Origin of the sequence: Caldiplasma sukawensis, from assembly GCF_052315375.1 — an archaeon.
Lineage (GTDB): Archaea > Thermoplasmatota > Thermoplasmata > Thermoplasmatales > Thermoplasmataceae > Cuniculiplasma.
The window spans coordinates 1-22,362 of record NZ_JBLSDG010000009.1 but is presented as its reverse complement, the minus strand read 5'-3'; the positions used below and the strand labels follow the sequence as shown (position 1 = coordinate 22,362).

Sequence of the window (22,362 nt, the reverse complement as noted above, 5' to 3'; positions counted from 1 at the left end):
TTATGAAAGAAACTGTAATAATAAATTGTGCACTCCCATATGCAAACAATTCCCTGCATATAGGCCATATAGCTGGGGCATACCTCTCCGGAGACATATTCAACAGATTCTCTAAGCTAAACGGGAAAAGAACAATATTCATCTCTGGAAGTGATGAATATGGGACTCCCATAGCATTGAAAGCTGAAAAAGAAAAAAAATCTCCAAAGGAGATTGCTGAAAAATTTCACAAAGAACATTTTGAAACTTTTAAAAGACTTGGGATATTTTTTGATAACTTTGGGGAAACAATGGATCCACTTCATCAGGAGACTGTGAATTACTTCTATAAAATTCTTAAAGAAAGAGGTTATCTTTACAGAAAAAATGTGACATCAGCATACTGTCCAACGGAGAAAAGGTTTCTTCCTGACAGATATGTGAACGGTACTTGCCCAAACTGCGGCAATGTAAATGCAAGGGGAGATCAATGCGATGAATGCGGAAGGACATATGATCCACAGGAACTCATAAAGCCTTATTGTGCCATATGCGGTTCAGCTGCGGAATTTCGTGAGACAGAGCATATATTTTTCAGGATAAGCTCGTTACAGGATGAAATTGTTTCCTGGCTAAGTGGAAAGAAAGATTGGAGAAAAAATGTAAGGGATTTTTCCTTAAACATATCTTCCGGTGGATTAATTGACAGGTCAATAACAAGGGATATGGATTGGGGTGTAAAGGTACCCGAAGATGACATGAAAGAAAAGAGAATATACGTCTGGTTTGAGGCCTTGCTTGGGTACATAACAAACATAAGAAGGTATCTGAATGATACGGATAATATGAATGAATGGAAAAAATTGTATGAGAGTTCAAAACTTTATTATTTTATGGGAAAGGATAATATATTTTTTCATTCAATCTTTCTTCCCGGAATATTCATGGCATCAGGAATGGATTTTCTTCCTGAGAGGGTTACTGCAAATGAATACCTGAGATTTAAGGGGGAAAAATTCTCAAAATCAAAGGGTATAGGTTACACAGTTAATGAAATACTTCAAATTATACCACCTGATTATCTGAGATACTACCTTTCATCAATTCTTCCTGAGAATTCGGATTCTGATTTCTCTCTTGAAGAGCTGGAAAACAAGGTAAATTCTGAGCTCATAGGCAAATATGGCAACCTTGTTAACAGGGTGCTTTCTTTTTCATCTGGTAAATCAATAATGCCTGAACACAATGAAGAAAGGTGTCTCTCAGGTTCTATAGTTGAGGATGGAAAGAAATTCCTTTCAGATTATATTAAAAATATGGGAAAGCTTGAATTCAGAAAGTCTCTGGATATATGGCTAGATTTTGTGAAAAGGGCAAACCAGTATGTGAATGATGGAAAACCATGGGAACTAATTAAAAATGATCCAGTTGCCTGTTCTGATCTTCTTTACCATGCAATGGAATCAATTGACTTGCTTACAGTGACGCTCCACCCCTTTGTACCATTTTCCACTGAGGAAATATGGTACAGTATGCACCAAGAAAAATTTCCAAGAGAATTTGGTGAGATGGATAATTTTAAGAAATACAGGATAGAACAGAGAAAAGTGCCATTTGAAAAACTATCCCTTCCAAAGGATGACCAGGTGGATGTGGATTTAGTTGTGGGAAGGGTAATTGATGCTGAAATTCATCCCGATGCTGACAGGCTACTTCACCTTAAGGTATCTCTTGGTGATGGGGAAATTGAATTAGTTGCTGGACTTAGGGCTTATTACAGTCCCGAAAGCATAAGAGGAAAGAAAATAATTGTTGTTAAAAATCTAAAACATTCAAAAATAAGAGGGATTGAATCACAGGGGATGCTTCTTGCAGCCCAGGATGAAAATGGTGCACACATATTAACAACGGATGAACCTGAAGGAACACATGTGACATTTGGAAATCTTAAATTCAGCGGAGTTAGTAAGATAGACATTGAAAACCTTTATTCTTATGAACTGAGAGTTGAAGAAATTGGAGGAAGGATTGTTCCAACCGCAAAGGTAGGGAGGGAAAGACTTCCCTTTCTAGCAAATGGAAAAATGGCAATATTTGTGGATGGAAAGGTTTCACCAAGATCCATCATAAAATAAAAACTATTTTTAATTATTTCTAACAGTTATTGGTATAACATCATTCTCGTATTCCATCAATGCAATATCAACAGGATCTATAACGTTTCTGGGTATGTCTATGATAACGGGAGCACCCATTGATATTTGCAAAGCACGAGCCCCTATTATCCTAGCTTTTTCGAATTTTGTATGTTGCATAAAAATCGCAGGAATTAAGGTAATAAATAACTCTATAATAATTTTTTGTTTCATTTTTAAATTAATAAAAGCCCATAAAATCAGGTTTTTTTTAAAAAAATTAATAAAGTTAAAAAACTTACTTCGTTGATCTGATTGGAAAAATTGGAAGTCGTTATACCAGGTGATAAACTGTCAACTGCAGAGGAATATTTTCCTTCAAAGAATACAATGGAGATTAACGGGAAGATAATATCTCTGAAAGCCGGAAAAGTCATTAGAGACGTTAAGAAACTTGAGATAATGGTTGATGATGGGAAAGAGAGAATAACCATTAAACCAGGTGATGTTATTTATGGCCAGATCATAAAATCTGACCAGAAGCAACTGCTGGTAAGGATTGTTGGTTTGAAACAGGGTGAGAAAATACTGTACATAGAGGATGAGGGCTTCATAAGAAACTATGATGGACATCTCGGTACAATGGTTAAAATTGGAGACTTCATAAAAGGCATGGTTGTAAGAAAGAGTCAGAATTATGAGATAAGCCTTCAAGGACATGAATTTGGAGTGATTAGATCAAGATGCAGCAGATGCAGGAACATACTGGTTCTAAATGGAAGCTCACTCTACTGCAGAAACTGTGAGAGATCAGAGATGAGGAAGACAAGTAAGGATTATGGGGTGTTATGATGGAAAGGACAATAAATGATGATGTGCTAAAACTAAACGCGGAGGTTAAAAACCTCAGGGCTGAGCTTGATGAAATGAAAGAAATGCTGAGAGGACTCATACAATATATTATGAAGCAGGATTCAATGGAGGATGACGAATTTAATTGAGGTGAAATGGGATGATGCTGCCGATGAAAATGCTTGAAGATAGTCTGTCAAAAAAAGTTTCAGTCCTGATAAAGGATAACAGAGTATATGAGGGAACGCTTGCAGGTTTTGATGAATTCATGAACATGGTTCTTGAAACAGCTGAGGAAATGGGAGAAAACTCAACGAGAAAACTTGGGAAAATTATTCTTAGAGGATCAAACATTGTTAGAATTACAAAGATAATATAAATTATATATTTTATTGAATAAAAATAGATTTATTTACTTTAGTTAGATTGCAACCCGATGGCAAGGAATGCGAGAAAGGATATCGAAAAGATTATTGCAAAGAGAAGAGAGAGCAATAATCTGAGGAACATTCCTGTTATTCTTATTCCTATATGGCAGATTAAGCTAAGGGAAAGGCTAGGGATGGACGTAGATAAGGAGCTTGTTTATTATATAGTACAGGCCGTTCATGAAGAGGGAACATGGAAGAGACAAAGAGCCATCAAAAACATTGAATCCATATTAATGAAGAGAGGGTATTCAACTCAGGAGTCTGAGTTAATGGCAAAAAGAATTATAGAAATGGCCACTTCAACCTGAATTGAAAATAGACAAAAAATATCTGGAAATTAAGATTCAAAACCTTTTACCCATTAGAAATAGGAAGATAGAACTTGAACAGTATGAAACTGATCCTATCATAGCTTCTCAGTTATTGCATTACGCTTATCTGGATGGAAATATAAAGCAAAGAACCGTTCTTGACGCAGGTTCAGGAAATGGTCTATTCTCATATGGAAGCCTTCTGCTTGGAGCTGAACATGTTGTAGCCATAGAGGTGGATCTTGACCAGGTGAACGTTATTCTCAGAAATATTGGGGAAGAGAAATCTTTCACTCTATACGCATCGGACATATCCAACCTTATTGGAAGATATGATACTTCCCTGTGTAACCCTCCATTTGGTTCTTATAGAAAAAACAATGATCTCCCATTAATGGATAAAATATTTGAAACCTCAAAATACATTTATTTCATACATAATGAAAAGGCTTATGATTTTGTGAAAAAGTATGTTTCTGAGAGGGCAGAGATTACTAGGTTTGAAATTGAAAAATTTGTTATAAAGAATATATACCCACATCATAAAAATGAAAAAGTGATGATTAAAGTGCTTTTTGTTTCTGCTATAAATTCTTCATTTTGAATTTTCTTTTAATTTTTCATAGTTGTTGAATATACTTTTAACATTTTTTCCTTCCATATACTTCTTTGTAACGTCCACCCACACATAGAAACATCCGTCAAAAATACCCTCTTCATTCTCCTTAAGCTCACTCATTGAAGGTACCTCCTGTAAAAGTGTTTCAGTTTTTCCCATGCATCCATTGAGGCATCCTTGTTATAGCTCATACCCGTATCATTGAAAAATGCATGATATGTTCCAGGGTATAGTTTCATTTCAAAATCTAGTTTTAACTCAACAACCTTCTTTACCAGATCGCTTAATCCTGCATTTATTCCGCTATCCTCACCTGCATAAAAGCCTGTGATTGCCCCCTTTACGTTTTTTAAATCGTCAAGATTCCTTGGATTTGCACCGTAGAATACCGCAGTTGCTGAAAATGGCCTCTCTGTGGTTAATTGAAATGCGAGACCTCCTCCCATGCAGAATCCGACCACACCAACTTTTTCTCCATTCTTGATCGTCTGATCATAGAAACTTTTAAGATCTGAAATCATCTGTTTTTCCATCTGTTCCCTTTCCTGTGTAACCTTTGTGAATATTTTCTTTCCGTTATCATTTAACTTTGAAAATATCTGTTTAATGGCTTCTGGATCCCTTCTTTTTTCAGGTGGAAGTGACCACATGGGGCGCATTGCATCCATTATATTTTCCTCAGTGAATACATTTTTGTCCTCCGGCCTTGAGTAGAGATCAGGTGCATAAGCTACGTAACCCTCCCTTGCAAGCCTTTTTGAAAAATCCTTTATGAATGCCGTCACGCCCCAGATTTCAGAGATCACAATGACCTTTTTGCCACTCTCGTTTCCAGTTTTGTGGACTTCATAAAAATCCATATTGACCCCAGTTGTTCCTTTAAATTTCCCAATTTTTTCTGAAAGATCATCCATGATGATCAATATATTTTAACTAGTTAAATTTTTACAAATTATTTATATTCAAAAAATATGATTTTGAATTAACGAAAGTTATAATCTAAATAGATCATTCCTGTTTAATGAATGAGGAAATTTTTGATTTTTTGAATGAAGTCAGGAGTAAATTGAAATTCAGGGTGACTGATGAGAGAAAGAGTGTCAGAAAAATATATTCAGAAATCTACAAAAAAGGGGAGTTTGAATATATTAATAATTTCTCAGGAACCAATAGTTTCTCAGGTATAGAGTATATTATGAAAAATTCAGTACCTGTTTTTTCAATAGTTTATTCCGGTATAACTGTTTATGAAGATTTTCCATACTCCTCAATTAAACATGTTATTGAAGAGGCACTATCAAAAACAGAGAGAGAATTTCCAGTTAGGGGCCCTCAATTTTATACGGTTGACAATTTTACCTATGAAAACCAGTGGGAGGGAGAAATTGATTATTTTATGGGATATGAAACTGTGAAGTTTGATGATGAGATTATTTATGAACAGCATTACTCAGGCTGCCTCATAGAATAAAAATACATTAATAAATTAGCATTGAGGATAAGATGCTTGGAAAAATGCTTATGGAAAGCGGGGCAATAAAAAGAGGGGAATTTACTTTGAGTTCAGGAAAGAAATCAAATTATTACGTAGATATTAAGGATGCCTGTGCATTTCCCCATATACTTAAGGAAATAGTGAGTGAAGTTTGTAAAAGGATTAAGGGAGAGGCTGTGGGAGGCGTTGAATTGGGTGCAGTTCCAATTGTTTCTGCTGTTGCATATGAGATGAAAATACCCTATTTTATAATAAGAAAGGAAGCAACACATGGACTAAAAAAAATACTGATAGGAAATCCTGTAAATGATATGGAAGTGGACATAATCGAGGATGTTGTTACAACTGGAGCATCCGTTTTAAGGGCCGTGAATGTGTTGAGAGAAAATGGCATGAAGGTAAAAAGAGTCATAACCGTTGTGGATAGGAATGAGGGTGGGAGAGAAAAACTTAGTGAGAATGGCGTTGAATTAATAGGAATAATTAATGTGAGGGATATTCTCAAGGATTAGAAGGAAAAAAAACATCATCAATTCTTAAAAGTTCTATTGATGTTGTATCTGAACCTACCAGAACCCCTTTTGAGTTAGCTATTATGCTTGCTCCTACCATGGGGCTCCCAAAGTTTGCAGTTCCTGTCTTTATTTCTACCTTGAAAAGATCCTTTAGAATTTCCATAGAGTCTTCATCTACCTCAGGGTTTACAAGCATTCCTCTGTTTGTAACAACAGCTGCAGATCCAACAGTAGGAAATGCCCCTATTCTCCCTCTTACTGTTTCAACACCCAGAACATCCTCTACTTTTTTAACAGTTGCCGGATCATAATCCTCATGTATCATAGCGGCATGATCGTTTGCAATAATGTCATTACCAACGGCGTTTATTACCTCGTCCATATACATAATGTTTCTATCGCCAAGTTCAAAATCTATTTTCCCTTTCATCTGAAAACCACTTACTATCAATCCATTACCATTAATAACGGAAAAAACTCCATACATATAGGATGGATCTACTGAACTTTCAAGCAATTTAACCCCTAAAACTTCTTTAACCTCTGCTTTTACATTATCATCAAGAATTGAGGGGATTATGGCCACATCGTCAAAAGCCCTTACGTATAGGCCTATGAATGGATTGCTAAATATGGATAATTTTTTTATCATTTTAAGGCATCAATACTTCGGTTTCCCCATTCTGTAATTTCAATGCCTTAACTTTTATGTACGAAGGTATTTTGTATTTTCCTCTCTTCCATATTTCTTCATTAACTTTCTGATCTATCCAGACTTTACCAATTTCTGTTTTTGTATATCTGGATACAGATTTCTTTAAAATTGAAATTGCTGAATCAGCCCTTCTTTTTTTTGAGCTGTTAACAGCCTTTCTCAGATTCACCGTTATTATAATTTCATTTGATACATCCTCTGCCACTATTTCACCTCATAGTTTAAGCTTGTTTCTTCTCCAGTTTCTGCTATATGGATTCTGAGTTACCTTCCTATCGGTTCTCAATATAACCCAACCAGGTACTCTTCTATTCTGCTTCATTTTTTTTAATAACCTTATCTTCCTTCCAGTCTCTTTATTCCTGCTCATTTTATCTCCTCTCTATATGAATTTCACGTTTACTGTCCATCATTTTTCCCAATAGCTGCTTTAATTCATCATCGTTAATTACTCTGTTGATCCTTCCCATGGAATACAGTTGAATAAGCTGATTTTCAACATTTTCAACCATATCCGGCTTAACCAACCTCAAATTTGACAACCTTTCTCTTGCTTTAGGATCAAGTATCTGCCTGAGTATCTGCATCTTTCTTGCTCTTTCAGCCTCCTGTGCAGCTTTTTCCTGCTCCAGTTCTTCCTGAGCAGCCCTGCTGTTCTGAATCTCCTGAAGCTTTCTCCTTCTTATTTCCTCAAGCTCCCTGTCCTCATCCATTTTAACAACCCCCTCAGAGGTATTTTTTAATTTCCGGCATCTTTTCTGAAATATCCTTCATTATATTCTCAGCACATTTGTGCATGAAGGCTTCCCCCTTTGGAGTTACCTTTCTTCCTTCCTTAGTTTTTTCCAGATAACCAAGTTCTTCAAGTTTCTGAAACATTTTTCTTATGATGTACCTGCTACCCTCAACTGGGTGATACATTGCAGATCCCTTATCTCTTTTTCCTCCATAATCTGATGAAATTTTTTGAATTCCGATCTTCCCCTTCACATAAACCTTCCTTAATGTAGAAGCCAGCCTTCTATAATACCAATCATCTTGTGTCCATGATTTCTCCCTATGGGAACCCGCCTTAAGATATTTTGTCCACTCTGGCTCGGATATTTTTTCATCTTTTTGAAGTTCTTCTTTCATTTTTTCAATTAATAATTTTGGTGGTACCTGCTTAATGTTTACCATCTTTGCTCACTCAGTCAGACTGTATTTTCAAAATGTTAATAACTTTTTTCTTCCAATCGTTTTAAGATTTGAAAAAAAATAATTGTATTTTATTGTTTTAGAGCACACTTATGTGGAAATATATGTGGAATGTTAAGCCGATTATATATGTTGCAAGTGCAGCAAGAACAGATAGTACTGAAGCTCTCGCAACAGATTTCATTATTGATGTATTGAGAGATATTGCAATAATTGAACTGGTAATACCCTGCACAGAGGCCACAAGAATCACCGAAAGTATGATTGCATAGTTTCCAATTCCTATAAAGAATGGGAATACGGGGAAAATTGCACCTAGAATGTATGATAAACCTGTGTAAAGTGCAGAATTTGTAGACCTTTTCTTTTGCTCTTTTATTTCATCTGATCTGTTTTCATTGTTTAGTAGGTTCTCTCTTTTAATATTAGATATCCTGAATTCACTTTCTGATGATTTTGATAAAAATGAACCTAAACTCATACTTATAGTTCCACCAATACCTACTACAATCCCAGCCAGTCCTATAATAAAGTCATTTTGAATTATTCCAGTCAATCCGGCAACTGCCGCAAGAACTTCTACAAGACCATCGCTCATACCATATATTGTCGCCTGAATCCTGTCGAGAAATTGCTCGGTGGTTTCATTCATACTGTTAAATACACTTTCATGGCTCAATTCATCCTCAATTATTTTATCCAGACCACCTTTGATTTCCTCATTTTTTAAACTTTTTCTGAATTTTTTGTATTTAATAATGCTTTCCACTTCACCCCTTTCAAGAAGATTAATGGTCAGTGTTTTGCCAAGGATGAATGAGAGAAAATAAAGTAGTGAGACTCTCAATTTTTTATATCTAAAACGTTCAATTTTTTCACCATACTCCGTAAGCTTCTGTCCCCAATATTCAGAATGGGTTTTTTCTATTCCTGCCAGAAAAAAAAGTTTATCCTTAAATTCCATATCATTTGTTGACTTTGCAAGTCTATTGTAAAATTCCATATCTGTTAGTTCGTCCTTATAGAATGAAATGAGAAACTCCTTCTCCTTGTTTTTCTCCATTAATGCTCAATTAACTTCAAACATATAAAGTATATATTACGAAAATCGTAAATTAATCTCGAATCTCCAAAGAAATCATATTAAATTCACTTTCTCTTTACATATTGATAATTATGCAGGAACAGGAAAAAAATAATTTTGAACATGTTTCAATAAAGGTGACCCCACCAGGTCCAAGGGCAAAGGAGATAGTTTCTGATGATGAAAAATATCTTGTAACCAGCACCAAATCCCTGCCAATAGCTGCCAGGGATGCAAAGGGAGTTTATGTCAGAGATGTTGATGATAACGTGTATATTGATTTTGCAGCTGGTATAAGTGTGAATAATATGGGCCATATCCATCCATACATTACAGAAAAAGTTCAGGAACAGCTCTGGAAACTATGGCATTTTGCAGGTACTGATTTTTACTATAAAGAGCAGGTCGAAGCTGCAAAATCCATCATTTCAATATCTCCAGGAAACAGCCCTAAGAAGGTATTCTTTACCAACAGCGGAACTGAGAGCAATGAAGCTGCCATAAAAGTGGCAAGGATAAACAAAAAGAAAAGCCAGTTCATAGCATTCATAGGTGCATTTCATGGAAGAAGCCAGGGCTCTCTTTCATTCACGGCGTCCAAAGCAATTCAAAAGAAATGGTTATTTCCAACTATGCCAGGAGTTGAGCATGTACCGTTTCCAAATCCATACAGGAACCCATTCGGAATTGATGGGTACGAGCATCCAGAGGAGTTGACTGAGGCCGTTTTGGAATTTATAGAGAAATACACACTGAACATGTATGCTCCAAAGGAAAATGTGGCTGCAGTTATGGTTGAACCTATACAGGGAGAGGGGGGTTACATTGTTCCACCAATGAATTTCCACAAAAAACTGATGAAACTTGCACACGACAATGATATGCTTTACCTTGTTGATGAGGTTCAGACAGGCTTCGGTAGAACAGGAAAATATTTTGCTTCTGAACACTTTGGAGTTGAACCTGATGTAATGTCTCTTGCAAAAGCAATTGCAAATGGGTTACCTATGGGTGCAATAGTTATAAAGTCAGAATATGACTTCCCAGAGCAGGGCCTTCACTCAAACACATACGGTGGTAATGTTTTGGCATCTGTTTCATGTATTGCAACCATTGAGGCTATGAAAAAGGAAAATGCTGTGAAGAATGCTGAAAAAATGGGAGCAAAGTTAAGGAAGAGACTGGAAGAGCTTCAGGAAAAGTACGATGTGATTGGAGATGTGAGAGGTATTGGACTGATGCAAGCAATAGACTTTGTTGAGGATAGGAGATCCAAGAAACCAGCAGTTAAATTAAGAAACACTGTGGAATACAAAGCTTTCCAAAACGGTATAATTGTTCTAGGAACAGGAGAAAGTGCAATAAGGCTGATACCGCCTCTTATAATAAATGAGGCACAGATAGACGAAGGGATTGAAGCTCTTGAAAAAGGAATAAAACAATCTCTTTAATCTTTATTAATGAAGGAAAGAAATTCATTCAGCTTCATACCATCATTAAATTTGATTATAAAATTTCCATTTTTAGATTTGTATACCTCTGGTAGAAAATTGTAAACTATTCTCATTCTTCCCTTTGGATTGCCTGGCAACCTGAAAACTCTCCATGGATCGCCATCATATTTTTTTAGCCTGAATGCATAGATCAACATTATTCCTGCTTTTTCACAAAGGTCTATCAGTTTTCCTGCCTGTTTTTGATTTCTACCCGAAGATGAAGAGAAGGTTAGAACATCATCTGAACTGCTTTTAACCTCTATTATAAAAGATAGATCATACCTTACAGCTATTATATCCGCGCCTTTTGAACCAGCCGATCTAGATACAAAAAATGGCTTATTTTCAATTGACCTGTAATTGTCTGCCTCCAGTATGTCAAGATTTTTTGATATTTTCTTTATAGAATTCTTATTGCCTGAAAGGATTGATACAAGTTCTCTTTCGTATATGCTACCGTTCAACCTTTCCTAAATTCCTAATAATATAATAGATTTGCAGTGAATTATTAGAAATGAATTAAGAGATTGTTGCAATAATACCTCCGATAATTGAAACGATTATGAAATAAAACCCAATGCTTGGAAAGTAAGAATATGAAACGTTGGAAGAGTTTATGACATTAATGAGGTAAAGTATTGCAGCATAATAAACACCTAGCGAAAGAATTCCAAATATCATTCCGATTACTGCAAAAGTTCTCTTACCGCCTCTCATTTTGTTCCCATTAATTCCAGTATATACTACTTGAATAAGGTAAAAAACCATTGAAAGTATCAATATAACAAGTGAGGCCAATACTATATCAGGAAAATATTTTAAATCTAAATTTTTGGAAAATATGGATACGCTATGATTTATACCAAAAGCAGAATAGGACAAATTAAAAAAACTTAGGTTAAATGTTTGAGAAACCTGAATTATTGAACCCGAACTGGTTTCCTTTATTGAAAAAACTGGGAATGCCAGTGAAATAGCTGCAAACAGAAGACCTATAACTGAACTGACAATAATTATAATATGACTTGACCTGTTTGTTGACATCTTATTTAGATATAATTACATATATAAAAATATTTACAATTTTCGTTTCTTAATAGAATTTTATAAAATAATTGCTAAATTATTCATGATAAAATTCAAGATAAAAAGAAAAATCATATAACATAAATTTAGTCTGCCCTACCTATTTTTTGTATTTTTGAATATTATGAAAGAAGATGTATGTTTATGAATAAACTTTCGACACGAATAATTACGGAAGAAAACGTCATTTATTTTTAATGAAATGAAATTTTCATTTCAGAGTGTCATAATTAAAAAGATATGGACACTGGGGAAATATAATTAATAAAAAGATACATTTACAATAATGATAGAATTAAACGGAAATAAATTGGCTGAATTATACATACCTGATAATACCCACGTTGAGAATAGTAACCTTTTGGACCTTGCAAAAAAATTTGGATTATCCGATATAAACTCTCTTTATGAATTTTCAGATGATAATATTCTGGATTTCTATGAGAAACTTCCTGACTTTTTGGGAATTGAGTTTTATCAAAGGTATAGTAAAGTTGCTGACGACAGCAATGGTAAGGAATTTACAAAATGGTATGTAAATGGAAAAATCAACATTTCATACAACTGCGTTGAAAGATATAAGGATTCTGAAAAAGTTGCAATCATTGCAGAATTTGAGAGTGGTGAAAGAAAGGAAATTTCATATAAGGAACTTGACAGATTATCTGGAAAATTAGCAGGATCATTAAAAAAATTAGGGCTGAAAAAAGGTGATCGAGTTGGGATATATCTACCCATGATACCAGAGGCGGTCATCTCAATGTACGCAATAATGAGAGCAGGTATGGTGGCCGTACCTATCTTTTCAGGATATGGAGAAGAAGCTGTTAAGGTAAGAGGAGAGGACGCAGGTATAAGATACATTTTCACAATAGATGAATATGAAAGAAAGGGGAAAAAAATAAGAATGGCAGAAACCATTGATGGTCTTGGCTTTACACTTATTGTAATAAATGGAAAAAAAGGTAACTGGTTAGAATACAATGAATTTCTGGAGAGTGGAGAATACATAAAGTCGGAAGAAATGAATTCTGAGGAACCTGCAATAATGCTTTACACCTCAGGAACAACAGGTAAGCCAAAGGGAACTATTCATGTTCATGGCGGCTCTTTCATTAATGTGGTCAAGGAAGTAAAATATTATCTTGATTTTAAGGAAAAAGATACTCTTTTCTGGATCACAGATCTTGGTTGGATGATGGGCCCGTGGGAAATTATTGGATCAAATGCTTTAGGAGGTACATGTGTTCTATATCCAGGGGCTGTTGATTATCCAAATAAGGAGAGAATTTGGGAAATTGTTGAGAAAAATAATGTTACCATTCTTGGTTTATCTCCCACTTTTGTGAGGTCATTAAAGGCTGCAGGAATAAAAAGATCGTTTAAAGGGTTGAAAGCCTTTGCCTCTACCGGTGAACCTTGGGATTCTGAATCTTATGATTACCTTTTCAAAGAACTTGGAAAAAAAAGCATACCAATATGCAATGTATCAGGAGGAACTGACATAATAGGATGTTTTCTTGCCTCCACACCCTCCATACCTTTATTCAATTCATGTCTTTACCGTGGCCTTGGTATGAGAGTTAAAGTCATTGATGACAATGGAAATGAGGTATTCAATTCTCCGGGATATCTTGCAACAGATTCTCATTTACCATCAATGACCAGAGGGATATGGAAAGATAATGAAAGATACATAAAATCATACTGGAGTAAAGTCAAAGGATACTGGGTCCATGGAGACTGGGCCATACAGACAAAAGAGGGATATTTCTTTCTTCTGGGCAGATCAGACGATGTAATAAAAACTTCAGGAAAAAGAATAGGACCTGGTGAAATTGAAGACATATGTGATAGGATAAATGGAGTGACTGAAACTGCCGTAGTGGGGATTCCAGACGAACAAAAAGGTGAGGCTATCGGTATATTTTATACTGGGAATAACAGTCAACAGACTAAAATGGAAATAGAAGAGAGAGTAACAGCATATTTTGGCAAATCTTTCAAGCCCAAATATATTGTTTGCCTGGATGAACTACCAAAAACTAAAAACGGAAAGATAATGAGAAGAGTGCTGAGGGCGGCTCTCTGTAATGAGGAAACTGGAGATATTTCCACACTTGCCAATCCTGATCTTGTATACAAAATAAAAGAAATTGGTAAAAATATATTATACAAACAATAGAAAATATTAAATATTATTATAATGTTGTCTTATTGAGGTAAGACGAATGTCAGTTCTTGATAGTGAATTGGATGACAAGATTGAGGAGTACAATAAAAGTTCCCTTGTCAGGATAGCTGTTTTGGGGATAGGGGGAGCCGGATGCAATGTAATAGAGGATATGGAAATCAAAGGGAAGCTTAATGGTGTAATTAAGGTTGGAATTAACACGGAAGCAATATCCATGAGAGAGAAGAAAATAGCAAATAAGATAGTAATTGGAATGAATTCAGCCACAAAGGGAAGAGGATCAGGAAATGATCCACAGAAGGGAAAAGAGGCAGCTATTGAGGATGATAATAAACTGGAAAACCTGATAAAAAAATTTGATCTGGTTTTTCTCATTTGCGGAATGGGAGGAGGGACCGGTACTGGTGCAACTCCTGAAATAGCAAGGATGGCGAAGAAAAACAATGTAATGACCATGTGTTTTGTAACCATGCCATTGAATAATGAGGGGGAACAGAACAAGGTATTTGCTAACATGGGTGTGGAAGAACTGAAAAAGTATTGTAACACCATATTTGAAATAAAGAACCAGAAGATATCAGAGATATACAGGGAGAGAAGAAACTCGGAAGTTTATGAGATTGCAAATGATTTCATTATAAATCAGATAGAGAATATTTCAGAGTTAATAAGAAAGCCATCACTCATAAATATTGATTTTAACGATTTTGCAAGAGTTGCATATGAATCCGGAGAGATTATGACTGGGAGTGGTACAGGAACAGGTGGCGAGGAAAGGATTAAATTTGCTATCGAGAATTCATTGAAAAACTCAATAATAGATTATGATTGCACCGATGCAAGGGGAGTCCTTGTTAAAATTGAGGGATCTGATCTTAAAGTGAAGGAACTCAAGGAAATACTGAAAATATTGAGAGAGAAGACAGGTCCGAACTCAGAGATCATTTATGGTCTTGACATAAACGAACAGATGAAAGGGGCCGTGAAGATAACCATTGTAATGAGTGGTGTAAAATCAAACGAAATTAATTCTGGACTGAGAAAAGAGGAGGAAGCAATCCCCTCAGTATAATATTTTAATATGCAAAACATAATGAAAGATGAAAAGTAGAATTATAGCCTCTTTGGATATACTGAACAGGAATAATCTTTTGGATATTGCCTCAAATATTAATGATCTTGTGTTCTCTTTCAAGATCAACTGGCCAACAATATTATCATGTGGAAAAAGTATAGTAGGGGAATTGTCAAAAATTGGAAATGTTATACTGGACCTTAAAATTGCCGACATTCCAAATACCAACAGGATGATAATAGAACAATTTAAAGATTATGAACCATTTGGATACATATCACATGTTTTTCCAGGAAAAGACTCCCTTATGGAGGTTGTAAAATCTGCAGATGGAACAAATGTCTTTGCAGTATGTGCCATGAGCAACGATGGTGCCAAAGCGTTTATGAATAGATTTTATATGGATTTAATAGAAACAGCCAGGGATGTTGGAGTTTACGGCATAGTTGCTCCAGGGAACGATTACAAATTGTTAAAAGAGATTGCAGAGATTAAAGGAAACATGAAAATAATATCACCGGGCATAGGAGCTCAAGGTGGAAATCATAAGGATGCAATTAAAAATGGAGCAGATTATATAATTGTTGGAAGAACAATTTATCAATCAGAAAATCCTAGGAAAACTGTTGAAGATATTATAAAAACGATTAAGGAATAATAAAGAGGTTATCACATTACGAAAGTTATATATTAGAAAGGTAAATACAGTCATTATAAGGCGATGACTGATCATTATGAGTGAAGTCCTTCCAGAATTAGAACAGAAAAAAGATCTTTTAAAGAAACTCGCAGATGAACATGTAAGAAAGAGAGACAGCTTTTCAAGCGAAAGCCATTACTATGCTGAGGAAAGAGATAAGTTAAACCAAAAGACGAAGTCAATGAGAGAGGCTGTTTTGCAAAAGATTTCTGAAAAGTCTGCGCTTATAGAGAAAGTTCAGAAGCTTAGGGATCAGAAAGAACAGGTTTTTCAGGACCTTAAAAAGTTAAGAGAGAAGATAAGAGAACAGAAAAAGAATTTCAAATCGGATGAATACAATCCGGCTGAGCTGAAGAAAAAGGAAAGAGAGTTGAAAAGACTGGAGGACAAGCAGCAAACCACAGAATTATCAAAGGATGAGGAGAACAAGATTGTTCTTCAGATAAGAAAACTTGCAAACGAAATAAAAATAATGAAAACAAAGGTAGATGAGAGCATACAGCAAAGTAAATCGTACAAAGAAATTTCTGATGAAATAAATAAAAGAAAAGAAGAGTATGATAAACTTAAGGCTGAAATAGATTCCATATCAAAAGAGATAAACAGGCTTGGAGAAGAGATAAATAATGGACTTCTGGAGCTTGATGAGAACAAGAAGAAAGCAGATGAATTTCATGAACTTTTCATAAAAAACAATAAAGAGGCTGAGAAGGAACACCAGGAATTCATAAAAGTAAAAAAAGACCTCAAAGAAGTAGAAAATATGATTCACTCATTGAGTTCAAAGAATAAAGCTACAAAAAAGAAGGAGAAGGAAGGAGAATTGCAAACCAAAGCTGTGGAACTATATAATAAATTCATAAATGGTGAGCAGCTTACTACGGATGACCTTTTAATTCTACAAAAAGCAGGTCTACTTTAAAATTATTCATTTTCTGAATTTTCTGAAGATAAGGATACATTAAATATTTTTGAGCCACCCTGAATGTTTATTCCTGAGGCAAGTGCGCTGTCATGAATTTCTGTCTTTGAACCGATTCTTATTCCTCTCATCAACAATGATCCTTCTATAGTACTATCATTCTCAATGACACAATTTTCAAATATGATAGAATTTGAAATCCTTGAATTATCCAATATTCTCACATTACTGTAAATAGCACTATTTTCCACAATAACCCCGTCACCAAACTTCACATTCTGTCCTAGATAACAGTTACCCTGTAATCTGAAGTTTTTACCCATTGGCTCTTCTTTTATTATTGCAGTTCCACTCAAATATTTCAGGTTATATTCTCTTCCGTATTTTGCTATCATCAGTTGAGTTCCCTTAATTAAGTCATGAGGCCTTCCTGCATCAAGCCAAGTCCCCTTCAATTTAATTGCACCTATCTTTATGCCTTCTGAAAGCAATTTAGGGAATAGATCCTTAGCAAAATCATAAGGCACACCCTTTGGTATGTACCTGAAAATTTCCGGCTCCATTATATATATTCCTGCATTGATTGATCTTGAAAATATCTGATCCTTCGATGGTTTTTCAAGGAATTTTTTCACGTATTTACCATCTGTTTCTACAATACCAAATTGAGTTGGATCATCCACCTCTGTAAGAATGATTGTGATGAGATTGGAATTATCCCTGTGAAACTCCAATGCTTCATTCAGATTAAAATCTGTAAGAACGTCTCCACTACCAACCATCATTGTGTTGTCAATGAAATTCTCCACCAGTTTTATTCCACCCGCTGTTCCCATTGGCTCTTTTTCAACAGAATAGAGTATGCTTTTAGAACCAAGATCATTTTCCATGATTCCCTTTATAAGTGACTCAAATTTGTATCCCGTAGTTACTATTATGTCCTCAATTCCTGCACTTTTGAAAGAATTTATGGCATAATCAATACATGGACGACCAGCAACAGGAATTATTGGTTTTGGAATTGAATACGTTAAAGGTCTTAGCCTGGTTCCCTTGCCACCAGCCATCAGTATTCCTTTTATTTCCATATTTCAAAATAATGAATTATATTATATTTTTTTCCAGCTTATTTTTCATTATAGTATGGAACTTTAAATTTTACACCCTTTTTTATCAATTCTGAGGAGGAATCATATCCTGCATCTGCATGGCGTATCACACCTATGCCTGGATCTGCATTTAGAACCCTTTTTATTTTTTCTTCAGATTCCTTTGTGCCTTCAGCAACAAGAACAAAACCAGAGTGTATTGAATTTCCTATACCTGTTCCCCCACCGTGATGAACAGAAACCCATGTTGCACCTGACACTGCATTCAAAAGTGCATTCAGGATTGGCCAGTCTGCAATTGCATCACTTCCATCCTTCATGTTCTCAGTCTCCCTGAATGGAGATGCAACTGATCCGGTGTCATGATGATCTCTTCCTATTGCAACTGGAGCCTCGATCTGTCCATCCTTCACAAGATCGTTTATAATCAATCCTATTTTTTCCCTCTCTCCGTAGGCAGCATAGCATATTCTTGCTGGCAACCCCTGAAATTTTACCTTTTCTTGTGCCAGTTTCAACCATTTCACTAGGTGTTCATTATAACTTAGATGATAGGATATCTCCTTATCTATTCTGAATATATCATCTGGATTTCCTGAAAGCGCAACCCATCTGAATGGACCTGAACCTATGGAAAATAGGTCCCGGAGATATGCGGGCACATAACCCTCTATTTCAAATGCATCCTTAACGTTGTTTTCCTTAGCTCTTGTTCTGAGATTATTACCATAATCAAAAACCTTTGAGCCCATCTTCTTGAATTCGAGAATAGCCCTTACCTCCTTGGATATTGATTCGTAAACTTTCCTGATATAATCGTCATGATTTTTCTCCAGGTGTTCTTTTGCACTTTCAACTGTAAAACCCTCTGGAATATATCCAAGATTCAGGTCATGTGCTGCTGTCTGATCAGTAACCACGTCAGGAACTATTCCTTTATTCACAAGTTCTGTATAAATGGTTGCTGCATTTCCAAGAAGACCTATTGACAAGGGTTTTCCCTCACTGAGTGCTTCATCTTTCATTTTAAGGGCAGTCTCAAGATCTTTGGCCTGAACGTCAAGATATTTTCCCTTTAACCTTCTGTCTATCTTTTCCTGATCGACATCAACAATTATGCCAACACCATTGTTCATGGTTATTGCCAGAGGTTGAGCTCCACCCATCTCTCCAAGACCGGCAGTCAAAACCCATTTACCCTTAAGGTCATCTTGACCAAACTCCTTCTTTGCAAGTGCGTGAAGTGTTTCGTAAGTACCTTGCAGAACTCCCTGACTACCTATGTATATCCATGAACCCGCTGTCATCTGTCCAAACATTGTGAGTCCTCTCCTTTCAAGGTCCCAGAATATATCATCAGTTGCCCATCTTGGTACTATCTGAGCATTTACTATCAGAACCCTTGGTGAATCTTTGGAAGTTTTGAACGCTCCAACAGGTTTACCAGATTGAATGAGGAGTGTCTCATCTGTGTAAAGTTCTTTCAACATTGAAACTATCTCATCAAAATCTCTCCAAGTTCTGGCAGCCTTTCCCTTTCCGCCGTAAACTATCAAATTCTTTGGATCCTTTGCAACCTCAGGATCCAGATTATTCATTAAAAGTCTGAGTGCTGCCTCCTGTTGCCATCCTCTGGTATTCAGGCGCTTACCTCTTGGTGCCCTTATCTCTCTAAATTCCTGCATAATTCCATATAAGAAAAAATGTATATTTAGTCTTTGAAAAATCAGCTATTTTTAAACGCCAGTGCTGATACAAATGCAAGAGACCATAATACTTCAGGAATGAAAATCATCCTTTCCATACCACCCTCTCCCAATCCCAAATAGAAAGAGGGCATTTTTGCCAGGATTCCTATTGAAAATAAGACCAGAGATACTATTGATATTGTTCCAAGAGTGGCGTATATTACAGAAACAAAATTCCTCTCCTTTCTCAATACTATATAAGAGGCAGCTGAACCAAAAAAGAATGCAAGAAAAGCAAATACGAGATGAATAAAACCAAAGTGTTCATTAAATATACCAACACCAGCAGATCCAATTCCACCAAGCATTATGAATATGAAAAAATATTTATTATAAATTTTCAAAAGATAACTACCTATGATTTCTGTTATACCAAGTAAAATTATTGCCCCATTGAATATGTAGGGGTAGGAAGCTATTCCAAGATGACTTATCGAATTCTTTGAAACGCTGTAAACCGGCTGAAGGAATTCTGATATATTTACGCCGAAATAAAAGATCAAAATTCCAATGAAAATAATGAGTGCACCATATTTAATCTGTTTCTTTTCATCCATGAATATTTACCAGAATATATAATATTATTTTTTCTATACTTTTATTTTCTTTATATATAAAGATAATAAATGTTAAAACAGTGCCAGTTTCTTAAAGTATTTCTAATAAGAAATTATATCACTTAGTTGATTGCCACTGTAGCTCAGGTGGTAGAGCAGCTGACTTGTAATCAGCAGGTCGGGGGTTCAAATCCCTCCAGTGGCTTCTTATAATTCGCTCCAAATAATTTTTTGAAAAAATTTTTCTTTATATACTAATTCACATTTTTAATTATATAAAAATGCAAGAATATGAAAAATAATAATCATACCTTCTTCGTGCCGAATCATTGAACAAAATCTACGAGATCAATGCGGTATATATGACCGTGACAAATATCGCCAATAAAGTCAATATTGTCAGGAAAGAAATCAGATTATCATAAGCAGGCCGAACAATAGCTGGTAGATGCTCTTCTATTCTAAAAATATACGAATAAATAATATCAATCCCAATAAAACTGCCAATTTTAAAAACATTTTTGTGAAATTCATTTTAATTTTCCCCTTTTAATTCCATCATTATTTCTTATAAGGTCTGAAATGATTTTTATATCTTTTTAACAAATCGTGCAGAAATAATCGCTTTCTAAAAGATAGCCTTTTTTTCTTACTTCCCTTTTTAATCTACGGGCACTACTTTTCGCCATAATAATATAATCAAAAAATAAATATAAGACTTTTGAAATTAAAAACAATTTAACTCATTTTTAAAACAGATTCTCCCATTTTTAAACATCCAAATTTTATTACAGACCTAATAATTCTAGATGTTTTAATGCGATTGAATCTGAAATTCAAAATGCATTTTTTTATTTTTGTCCTATAAATTAAGTACTATTGCACACGCATGTATAGGTCAGAATTTTGTTTTCCAAACTCTGAATAAACGTGAATACCCTATATTTGCCATATTTTCTACACATAAATTTTTGATAATGAAATCCCATTGTCAAAGTTTTAAAATAAAACTCTGAAAGTTTAAGGGATTGAATTATGAAGATTGGTATATTTTTTAGTCTTTGTGGCATTATTCCTTCTAATTGTGATCCTATAAATAAAAAAGTAATTGATCATTCATATTCATGATCAGAAAAAATGCGTGTGTCTGGTTGATCTAAACCCTTAAATATTTTGCCTTAAATGCATAATAATCAAAAATATTACAATTGATAAATGACAGGCTTGCATCTAATTTAATTGTATTTAATTGATCTGATATATGTTTTTCTCCCACTCAATGAAATAGATCAGGCACTTAAATAAAGAGTATTGAGAAAATATGATGGAAGAGACTATTTTCTCTTCTTTATAAGTGCAACTGCAGAACCTATGACTGCAATGGCAACAACCGCACCTATTATGCCGTAGAATTCCACATAAGAGATTCCGGAAGATGTAGATTTGCTTGTAGATGTGGAAGTATATGTTATGGTTACTGAAACACTTTTCCCACTTACCGTTACTGAACCTGATGATGGTGACACTGAATAGCCGGATACATTTGTGACAGTGTATGAGTATGTTCCATTTGGTACTGTGAATGTTATTGTGTCTGTTGTGGATGATTCAGTTGTACCGTTAAGGGTTACAGACCATGATGTGCCTGATGGGAGACCGGATTCTGTGAGTGTGACTGTATATTTGCTAACATTTGTCTTAATAGGTGTGAATTTTATGTTTACTGAAGCACCTGCTCCAGTGACAGTTATGCTTCCTGATGATGGTGTTACAGTATAACCTGATACAGATAATACCGAGTATGAGTATGTTCCATTTGGTACTGTGAATGTTATTGTGTCTGTTGTGGATGATTCAGTTGTACCGTTAAGGGTTACAGACCATGATGTGCCTGATGGGAGACCGGATTCTGTGAATGTTACGGGATATGTTGCGGAAGGTTTTTCAGTAGATATTATGCTTACAGATCCTGAAAAAAAGTTAGTAACATATATGTATCCATTGGATGAATCAAAGGCTGATCCATATGGATGTGCTCCAACTGAAATTGTTGAGATAACCTTGTTTGTTGAACCATTTATAACTGAGACATTGTTGGAACCAGAATTCTCCACATATATGTATCCGTTGGATGAATCAAAG

27 protein-coding genes, 1 tRNA gene and 1 pseudogene are annotated in these 22,362 nt (G+C 35.2%); 14 read left to right on the top strand and 15 right to left on the bottom strand.

The genetic code is table 11. From position 1 onward, the window contains the following. The first annotated feature begins 2 nt into the window (after positions 1-2). Complete coding sequence (gene metG, locus ACNF4Z_RS05610; RefSeq protein WP_458328261.1) at positions 3-2,114, top strand: methionine--tRNA ligase; 2,112 nt, start codon at positions 3-5, stop codon at positions 2,112-2,114. 9 nt (positions 2,115-2,123) lie between these two features. On the opposite strand, the gene ACNF4Z_RS05605 is transcribed toward metG, so the two are convergent. Beyond that, entirely contained in the window at positions 2,124-2,294 is a 171-nt protein-coding gene (locus ACNF4Z_RS05605) for a DNA-directed RNA polymerase subunit K (RefSeq protein ID WP_458328260.1), read from the bottom strand. Between the two features lie 135 nt (positions 2,295-2,429). Between ACNF4Z_RS05605 and ACNF4Z_RS05600 the strand changes: the two genes are divergently transcribed. Genes ACNF4Z_RS05600 through ACNF4Z_RS05580 form a run of 5 tightly spaced genes read left to right on the top strand, consistent with a single transcriptional unit; the run spans position 2,430 to position 4,312 of the window. After that, positions 2,430-2,966, top strand: coding sequence for an exosome complex RNA-binding protein Csl4 (locus ACNF4Z_RS05600; RefSeq protein ID WP_458328259.1), 537 nt, complete (start codon positions 2,430-2,432; stop codon positions 2,964-2,966). Next, the gene (locus tag ACNF4Z_RS05595) at positions 2,966-3,115 is read left to right on the top strand and encodes a hypothetical protein (protein ID WP_458328258.1); all 150 of its coding nucleotides are present in this window, start codon (positions 2,966-2,968) and stop codon (positions 3,113-3,115) included. The genes ACNF4Z_RS05600 and ACNF4Z_RS05595 overlap by 1 nt, the downstream gene beginning before the upstream one ends. Positions 3,116-3,126: 11 nt before the next feature. Beyond that, positions 3,127-3,345 (top strand): LSM domain-containing protein, encoded by a 219-nt coding sequence (locus tag ACNF4Z_RS05590; RefSeq protein WP_458328257.1) that lies wholly within the window; start codon positions 3,127-3,129, stop codon positions 3,343-3,345. A 57-nt stretch (positions 3,346-3,402) separates the two neighbouring features. Next, positions 3,403-3,705: a hypothetical protein gene (locus tag ACNF4Z_RS05585; RefSeq protein ID WP_458328256.1), complete on the top strand. Its 303-nt coding sequence runs from the start codon at positions 3,403-3,405 to the stop codon at positions 3,703-3,705. Between the two features lies 1 nt (position 3,706). Further along, complete coding sequence (locus ACNF4Z_RS05580; protein WP_458328255.1) at positions 3,707-4,312, top strand: METTL5 family protein; 606 nt, start codon at positions 3,707-3,709, stop codon at positions 4,310-4,312. On the opposite strand, the gene ACNF4Z_RS05575 is transcribed toward ACNF4Z_RS05580, so the two are convergent. Together ACNF4Z_RS05575 and ACNF4Z_RS05570 are read right to left on the bottom strand one after the other, a co-directional pair. After that, positions 4,304-4,447, bottom strand: coding sequence for a hypothetical protein (locus tag ACNF4Z_RS05575; protein ID WP_458328254.1), 144 nt, complete (start codon positions 4,445-4,447; stop codon positions 4,304-4,306). The two genes, ACNF4Z_RS05580 and ACNF4Z_RS05575, sit on opposite strands and share 9 nt — an antisense overlap. Next, positions 4,444-5,241: a dienelactone hydrolase family protein gene (locus ACNF4Z_RS05570; RefSeq protein ID WP_458328253.1), complete on the bottom strand. Its 798-nt coding sequence runs from the start codon at positions 5,239-5,241 to the stop codon at positions 4,444-4,446. Before ACNF4Z_RS05570 ends, ACNF4Z_RS05575 begins: the two co-directional genes overlap by 4 nt. A 107-nt stretch (positions 5,242-5,348) precedes the next feature. On the opposite strand from ACNF4Z_RS05570, the gene ACNF4Z_RS05565 reads away from it, so the two are divergent. Together ACNF4Z_RS05565 and pyrE are read left to right on the top strand one after the other, a co-directional pair. After that, the gene (locus tag ACNF4Z_RS05565; protein ID WP_458328252.1) at positions 5,349-5,798 is read left to right on the top strand and encodes a DUF5680 domain-containing protein; all 450 of its coding nucleotides are present in this window, start codon (positions 5,349-5,351) and stop codon (positions 5,796-5,798) included. 32 nt (positions 5,799-5,830) lie between these two features. Further along, positions 5,831-6,334 carry an orotate phosphoribosyltransferase gene (pyrE, locus tag ACNF4Z_RS05560; RefSeq protein ID WP_458328251.1) on the top strand — a complete coding sequence of 168 codons (504 nt, stop codon included), beginning with the start codon at positions 5,831-5,833 and terminating at the stop codon, positions 6,332-6,334. Here the strand turns inward: pyrE and ACNF4Z_RS05555 are convergent. The 6 genes from ACNF4Z_RS05555 to ACNF4Z_RS05530 all read right to left on the bottom strand — a co-directional run bounded on the left by ACNF4Z_RS05555 (position 6,324) and on the right by ACNF4Z_RS05530 (position 9,312). Then, the gene (locus ACNF4Z_RS05555; protein WP_458328250.1) at positions 6,324-6,989 is read right to left on the bottom strand and encodes a translation initiation factor IF-6; all 666 of its coding nucleotides are present in this window, start codon (positions 6,987-6,989) and stop codon (positions 6,324-6,326) included. The two genes, pyrE and ACNF4Z_RS05555, sit on opposite strands and share 11 nt — an antisense overlap. Position 6,990: 1 nt before the next feature. Then, positions 6,991-7,257 carry a 50S ribosomal protein L31e gene (locus ACNF4Z_RS05550; RefSeq protein WP_458328249.1) on the bottom strand — a complete coding sequence of 89 codons (267 nt, stop codon included), beginning with the start codon at positions 7,255-7,257 and terminating at the stop codon, positions 6,991-6,993. Between the two features lie 9 nt (positions 7,258-7,266). Then, positions 7,267-7,422 carry a 50S ribosomal protein L39e gene (locus ACNF4Z_RS05545; protein WP_458328248.1) on the bottom strand — a complete coding sequence of 52 codons (156 nt, stop codon included), beginning with the start codon at positions 7,420-7,422 and terminating at the stop codon, positions 7,267-7,269. 1 nt (position 7,423) lies between these two features. Beyond that, positions 7,424-7,765 carry a DNA-binding protein gene (locus ACNF4Z_RS05540; RefSeq protein WP_458328247.1) on the bottom strand — a complete coding sequence of 114 codons (342 nt, stop codon included), beginning with the start codon at positions 7,763-7,765 and terminating at the stop codon, positions 7,424-7,426. A 13-nt stretch (positions 7,766-7,778) separates the two neighbouring features. After that, the gene (locus ACNF4Z_RS05535; protein WP_458328246.1) at positions 7,779-8,231 is read right to left on the bottom strand and encodes a 30S ribosomal protein S19e; all 453 of its coding nucleotides are present in this window, start codon (positions 8,229-8,231) and stop codon (positions 7,779-7,781) included. Positions 8,232-8,328: 97 nt separating this feature from the next. Continuing rightward, positions 8,329-9,312 (bottom strand): VIT1/CCC1 transporter family protein, encoded by a 984-nt coding sequence (locus tag ACNF4Z_RS05530; protein WP_458328245.1) that lies wholly within the window; start codon positions 9,310-9,312, stop codon positions 8,329-8,331. Between the two features lie 113 nt (positions 9,313-9,425). Between ACNF4Z_RS05530 and ACNF4Z_RS05525 the strand changes: the two genes are divergently transcribed. After that, complete coding sequence (locus ACNF4Z_RS05525) at positions 9,426-10,784, top strand: acetyl ornithine aminotransferase family protein (protein ID WP_458328244.1); 1,359 nt, start codon at positions 9,426-9,428, stop codon at positions 10,782-10,784. Here ACNF4Z_RS05525 and ACNF4Z_RS05520 read toward each other — a convergent pair. Together ACNF4Z_RS05520 and ACNF4Z_RS05515 are read right to left on the bottom strand one after the other, a co-directional pair. Continuing rightward, entirely contained in the window at positions 10,781-11,293 is a 513-nt protein-coding gene (locus tag ACNF4Z_RS05520) for a hypothetical protein (RefSeq protein ID WP_458328243.1), read from the bottom strand. The two genes, ACNF4Z_RS05525 and ACNF4Z_RS05520, sit on opposite strands and share 4 nt — an antisense overlap. Positions 11,294-11,348: 55 nt before the next feature. Continuing rightward, entirely contained in the window at positions 11,349-11,873 is a 525-nt protein-coding gene (locus ACNF4Z_RS05515) for a hypothetical protein (protein WP_458328242.1), read from the bottom strand. A 328-nt stretch (positions 11,874-12,201) separates the two neighbouring features. Here ACNF4Z_RS05515 and ACNF4Z_RS05510 point away from each other — a divergent pair, with 328 nt between their 5' ends. The 4 genes from ACNF4Z_RS05510 (at position 12,202) to ACNF4Z_RS05495 (ending at position 16,806) form a co-directional block, all read left to right on the top strand. Continuing rightward, positions 12,202-14,100, top strand: a complete 1,899-nt coding sequence (locus tag ACNF4Z_RS05510) for an AMP-binding protein (RefSeq protein ID WP_458328241.1) — start codon at positions 12,202-12,204, stop codon at positions 14,098-14,100. Positions 14,101-14,146: 46 nt separating this feature from the next. After that, complete coding sequence (locus ACNF4Z_RS05505) at positions 14,147-15,181, top strand: cell division protein FtsZ (protein ID WP_458328240.1); 1,035 nt, start codon at positions 14,147-14,149, stop codon at positions 15,179-15,181. 28 nt (positions 15,182-15,209) lie between these two features. Continuing rightward, positions 15,210-15,842, top strand: a complete 633-nt coding sequence (gene pyrF / locus ACNF4Z_RS05500; protein ID WP_458328239.1) for an orotidine-5'-phosphate decarboxylase — start codon at positions 15,210-15,212, stop codon at positions 15,840-15,842. Between the two features lie 76 nt (positions 15,843-15,918). Beyond that, positions 15,919-16,806: a coiled-coil protein gene (locus tag ACNF4Z_RS05495; protein ID WP_458328238.1), complete on the top strand. Its 888-nt coding sequence runs from the start codon at positions 15,919-15,921 to the stop codon at positions 16,804-16,806. 2 nt (positions 16,807-16,808) lie between these two features. On the opposite strand, the gene ACNF4Z_RS05490 is transcribed toward ACNF4Z_RS05495, so the two are convergent. The 3 genes from ACNF4Z_RS05490 to ACNF4Z_RS05480 are packed head-to-tail and all read right to left on the bottom strand — an operon-like array spanning position 16,809 to position 20,220. Continuing rightward, positions 16,809-17,894 (bottom strand): sugar phosphate nucleotidyltransferase, encoded by a 1,086-nt coding sequence (locus ACNF4Z_RS05490; RefSeq protein ID WP_458328237.1) that lies wholly within the window; start codon positions 17,892-17,894, stop codon positions 16,809-16,811. 38 nt (positions 17,895-17,932) lie between these two features. Continuing rightward, on the bottom strand, positions 17,933-19,600 hold the full coding sequence (gene hutU, locus ACNF4Z_RS05485) for a urocanate hydratase (protein ID WP_458328236.1): 1,668 nt from the start codon (positions 19,598-19,600) through the stop codon (positions 17,933-17,935). 41 nt (positions 19,601-19,641) lie between these two features. After that, the gene (locus tag ACNF4Z_RS05480; protein WP_458328235.1) at positions 19,642-20,220 is read right to left on the bottom strand and encodes a DUF998 domain-containing protein; all 579 of its coding nucleotides are present in this window, start codon (positions 20,218-20,220) and stop codon (positions 19,642-19,644) included. A gap of 132 nt (positions 20,221-20,352) precedes the next feature. Here ACNF4Z_RS05480 and ACNF4Z_RS05475 point away from each other — a divergent pair. Then, positions 20,353-20,425, top strand: a tRNA-Thr gene (locus ACNF4Z_RS05475). 1,129 nt (positions 20,426-21,554) lie between these two features. Here the strand turns inward: ACNF4Z_RS05475 and ACNF4Z_RS05470 are convergent. Next, a pseudogene (locus ACNF4Z_RS05470) lies at positions 21,555-22,362 on the bottom strand (hypothetical protein); the annotation flags it as partial.

Bases quoted from the DNA above. Each gene is read 5' to 3' on its own strand.
- pyrE (WP_458328251.1), top strand. From the start codon at position 5,831: ATGCTTGGAAAAATGCTTATGGAAAGCGGGGCAATAAAAAGAGGGGAA.
- ACNF4Z_RS05480 (WP_458328235.1), bottom strand. From the start codon at position 20,220: ATGGATGAAAAGAAACAGATTAAATATGGTGCACTCATTATTTTCATT.
- ACNF4Z_RS05510 (WP_458328241.1), top strand. From the start codon at position 12,202: ATGATAGAATTAAACGGAAATAAATTGGCTGAATTATACATACCTGAT.
- ACNF4Z_RS05565 (WP_458328252.1), top strand. From the start codon at position 5,349: ATGAATGAGGAAATTTTTGATTTTTTGAATGAAGTCAGGAGTAAATTG.
- ACNF4Z_RS05555 (WP_458328250.1), bottom strand. From the start codon at position 6,989: ATGATAAAAAAATTATCCATATTTAGCAATCCATTCATAGGCCTATAC.
- ACNF4Z_RS05595 (WP_458328258.1), top strand. From the start codon at position 2,966: ATGGAAAGGACAATAAATGATGATGTGCTAAAACTAAACGCGGAGGTT.
- metG (WP_458328261.1), top strand. From the start codon at position 3: ATGAAAGAAACTGTAATAATAAATTGTGCACTCCCATATGCAAACAAT.
- ACNF4Z_RS05515 (WP_458328242.1), bottom strand. From the start codon at position 11,873: ATGTCAACAAACAGGTCAAGTCATATTATAATTATTGTCAGTTCAGTT.
- ACNF4Z_RS05490 (WP_458328237.1), bottom strand. From the start codon at position 17,894: ATGGAAATAAAAGGAATACTGATGGCTGGTGGCAAGGGAACCAGGCTA.
- ACNF4Z_RS05505 (WP_458328240.1), top strand. From the start codon at position 14,147: ATGTCAGTTCTTGATAGTGAATTGGATGACAAGATTGAGGAGTACAAT.
- ACNF4Z_RS05570 (WP_458328253.1), bottom strand. From the start codon at position 5,241: ATGGATGATCTTTCAGAAAAAATTGGGAAATTTAAAGGAACAACTGGG.
- ACNF4Z_RS05535 (WP_458328246.1), bottom strand. From the start codon at position 8,231: ATGGTAAACATTAAGCAGGTACCACCAAAATTATTAATTGAAAAAATG.
- ACNF4Z_RS05545 (WP_458328248.1), bottom strand. From the start codon at position 7,422: ATGAGCAGGAATAAAGAGACTGGAAGGAAGATAAGGTTATTAAAAAAA.
- ACNF4Z_RS05605 (WP_458328260.1), bottom strand. From the start codon at position 2,294: ATGCAACATACAAAATTCGAAAAAGCTAGGATAATAGGGGCTCGTGCT.
- ACNF4Z_RS05575 (WP_458328254.1), bottom strand. From the start codon at position 4,447: ATGAGTGAGCTTAAGGAGAATGAAGAGGGTATTTTTGACGGATGTTTC.
- ACNF4Z_RS05585 (WP_458328256.1), top strand. From the start codon at position 3,403: ATGGCAAGGAATGCGAGAAAGGATATCGAAAAGATTATTGCAAAGAGA.
- ACNF4Z_RS05495 (WP_458328238.1), top strand. From the start codon at position 15,919: ATGAGTGAAGTCCTTCCAGAATTAGAACAGAAAAAAGATCTTTTAAAG.
- pyrF (WP_458328239.1), top strand. From the start codon at position 15,210: ATGAAAAGTAGAATTATAGCCTCTTTGGATATACTGAACAGGAATAAT.
- ACNF4Z_RS05590 (WP_458328257.1), top strand. From the start codon at position 3,127: ATGATGCTGCCGATGAAAATGCTTGAAGATAGTCTGTCAAAAAAAGTT.
- ACNF4Z_RS05530 (WP_458328245.1), bottom strand. From the start codon at position 9,312: ATGGAGAAAAACAAGGAGAAGGAGTTTCTCATTTCATTCTATAAGGAC.
- ACNF4Z_RS05540 (WP_458328247.1), bottom strand. From the start codon at position 7,765: ATGGATGAGGACAGGGAGCTTGAGGAAATAAGAAGGAGAAAGCTTCAG.
- hutU (WP_458328236.1), bottom strand. From the start codon at position 19,600: ATGCAGGAATTTAGAGAGATAAGGGCACCAAGAGGTAAGCGCCTGAAT.
- ACNF4Z_RS05525 (WP_458328244.1), top strand. From the start codon at position 9,426: ATGCAGGAACAGGAAAAAAATAATTTTGAACATGTTTCAATAAAGGTG.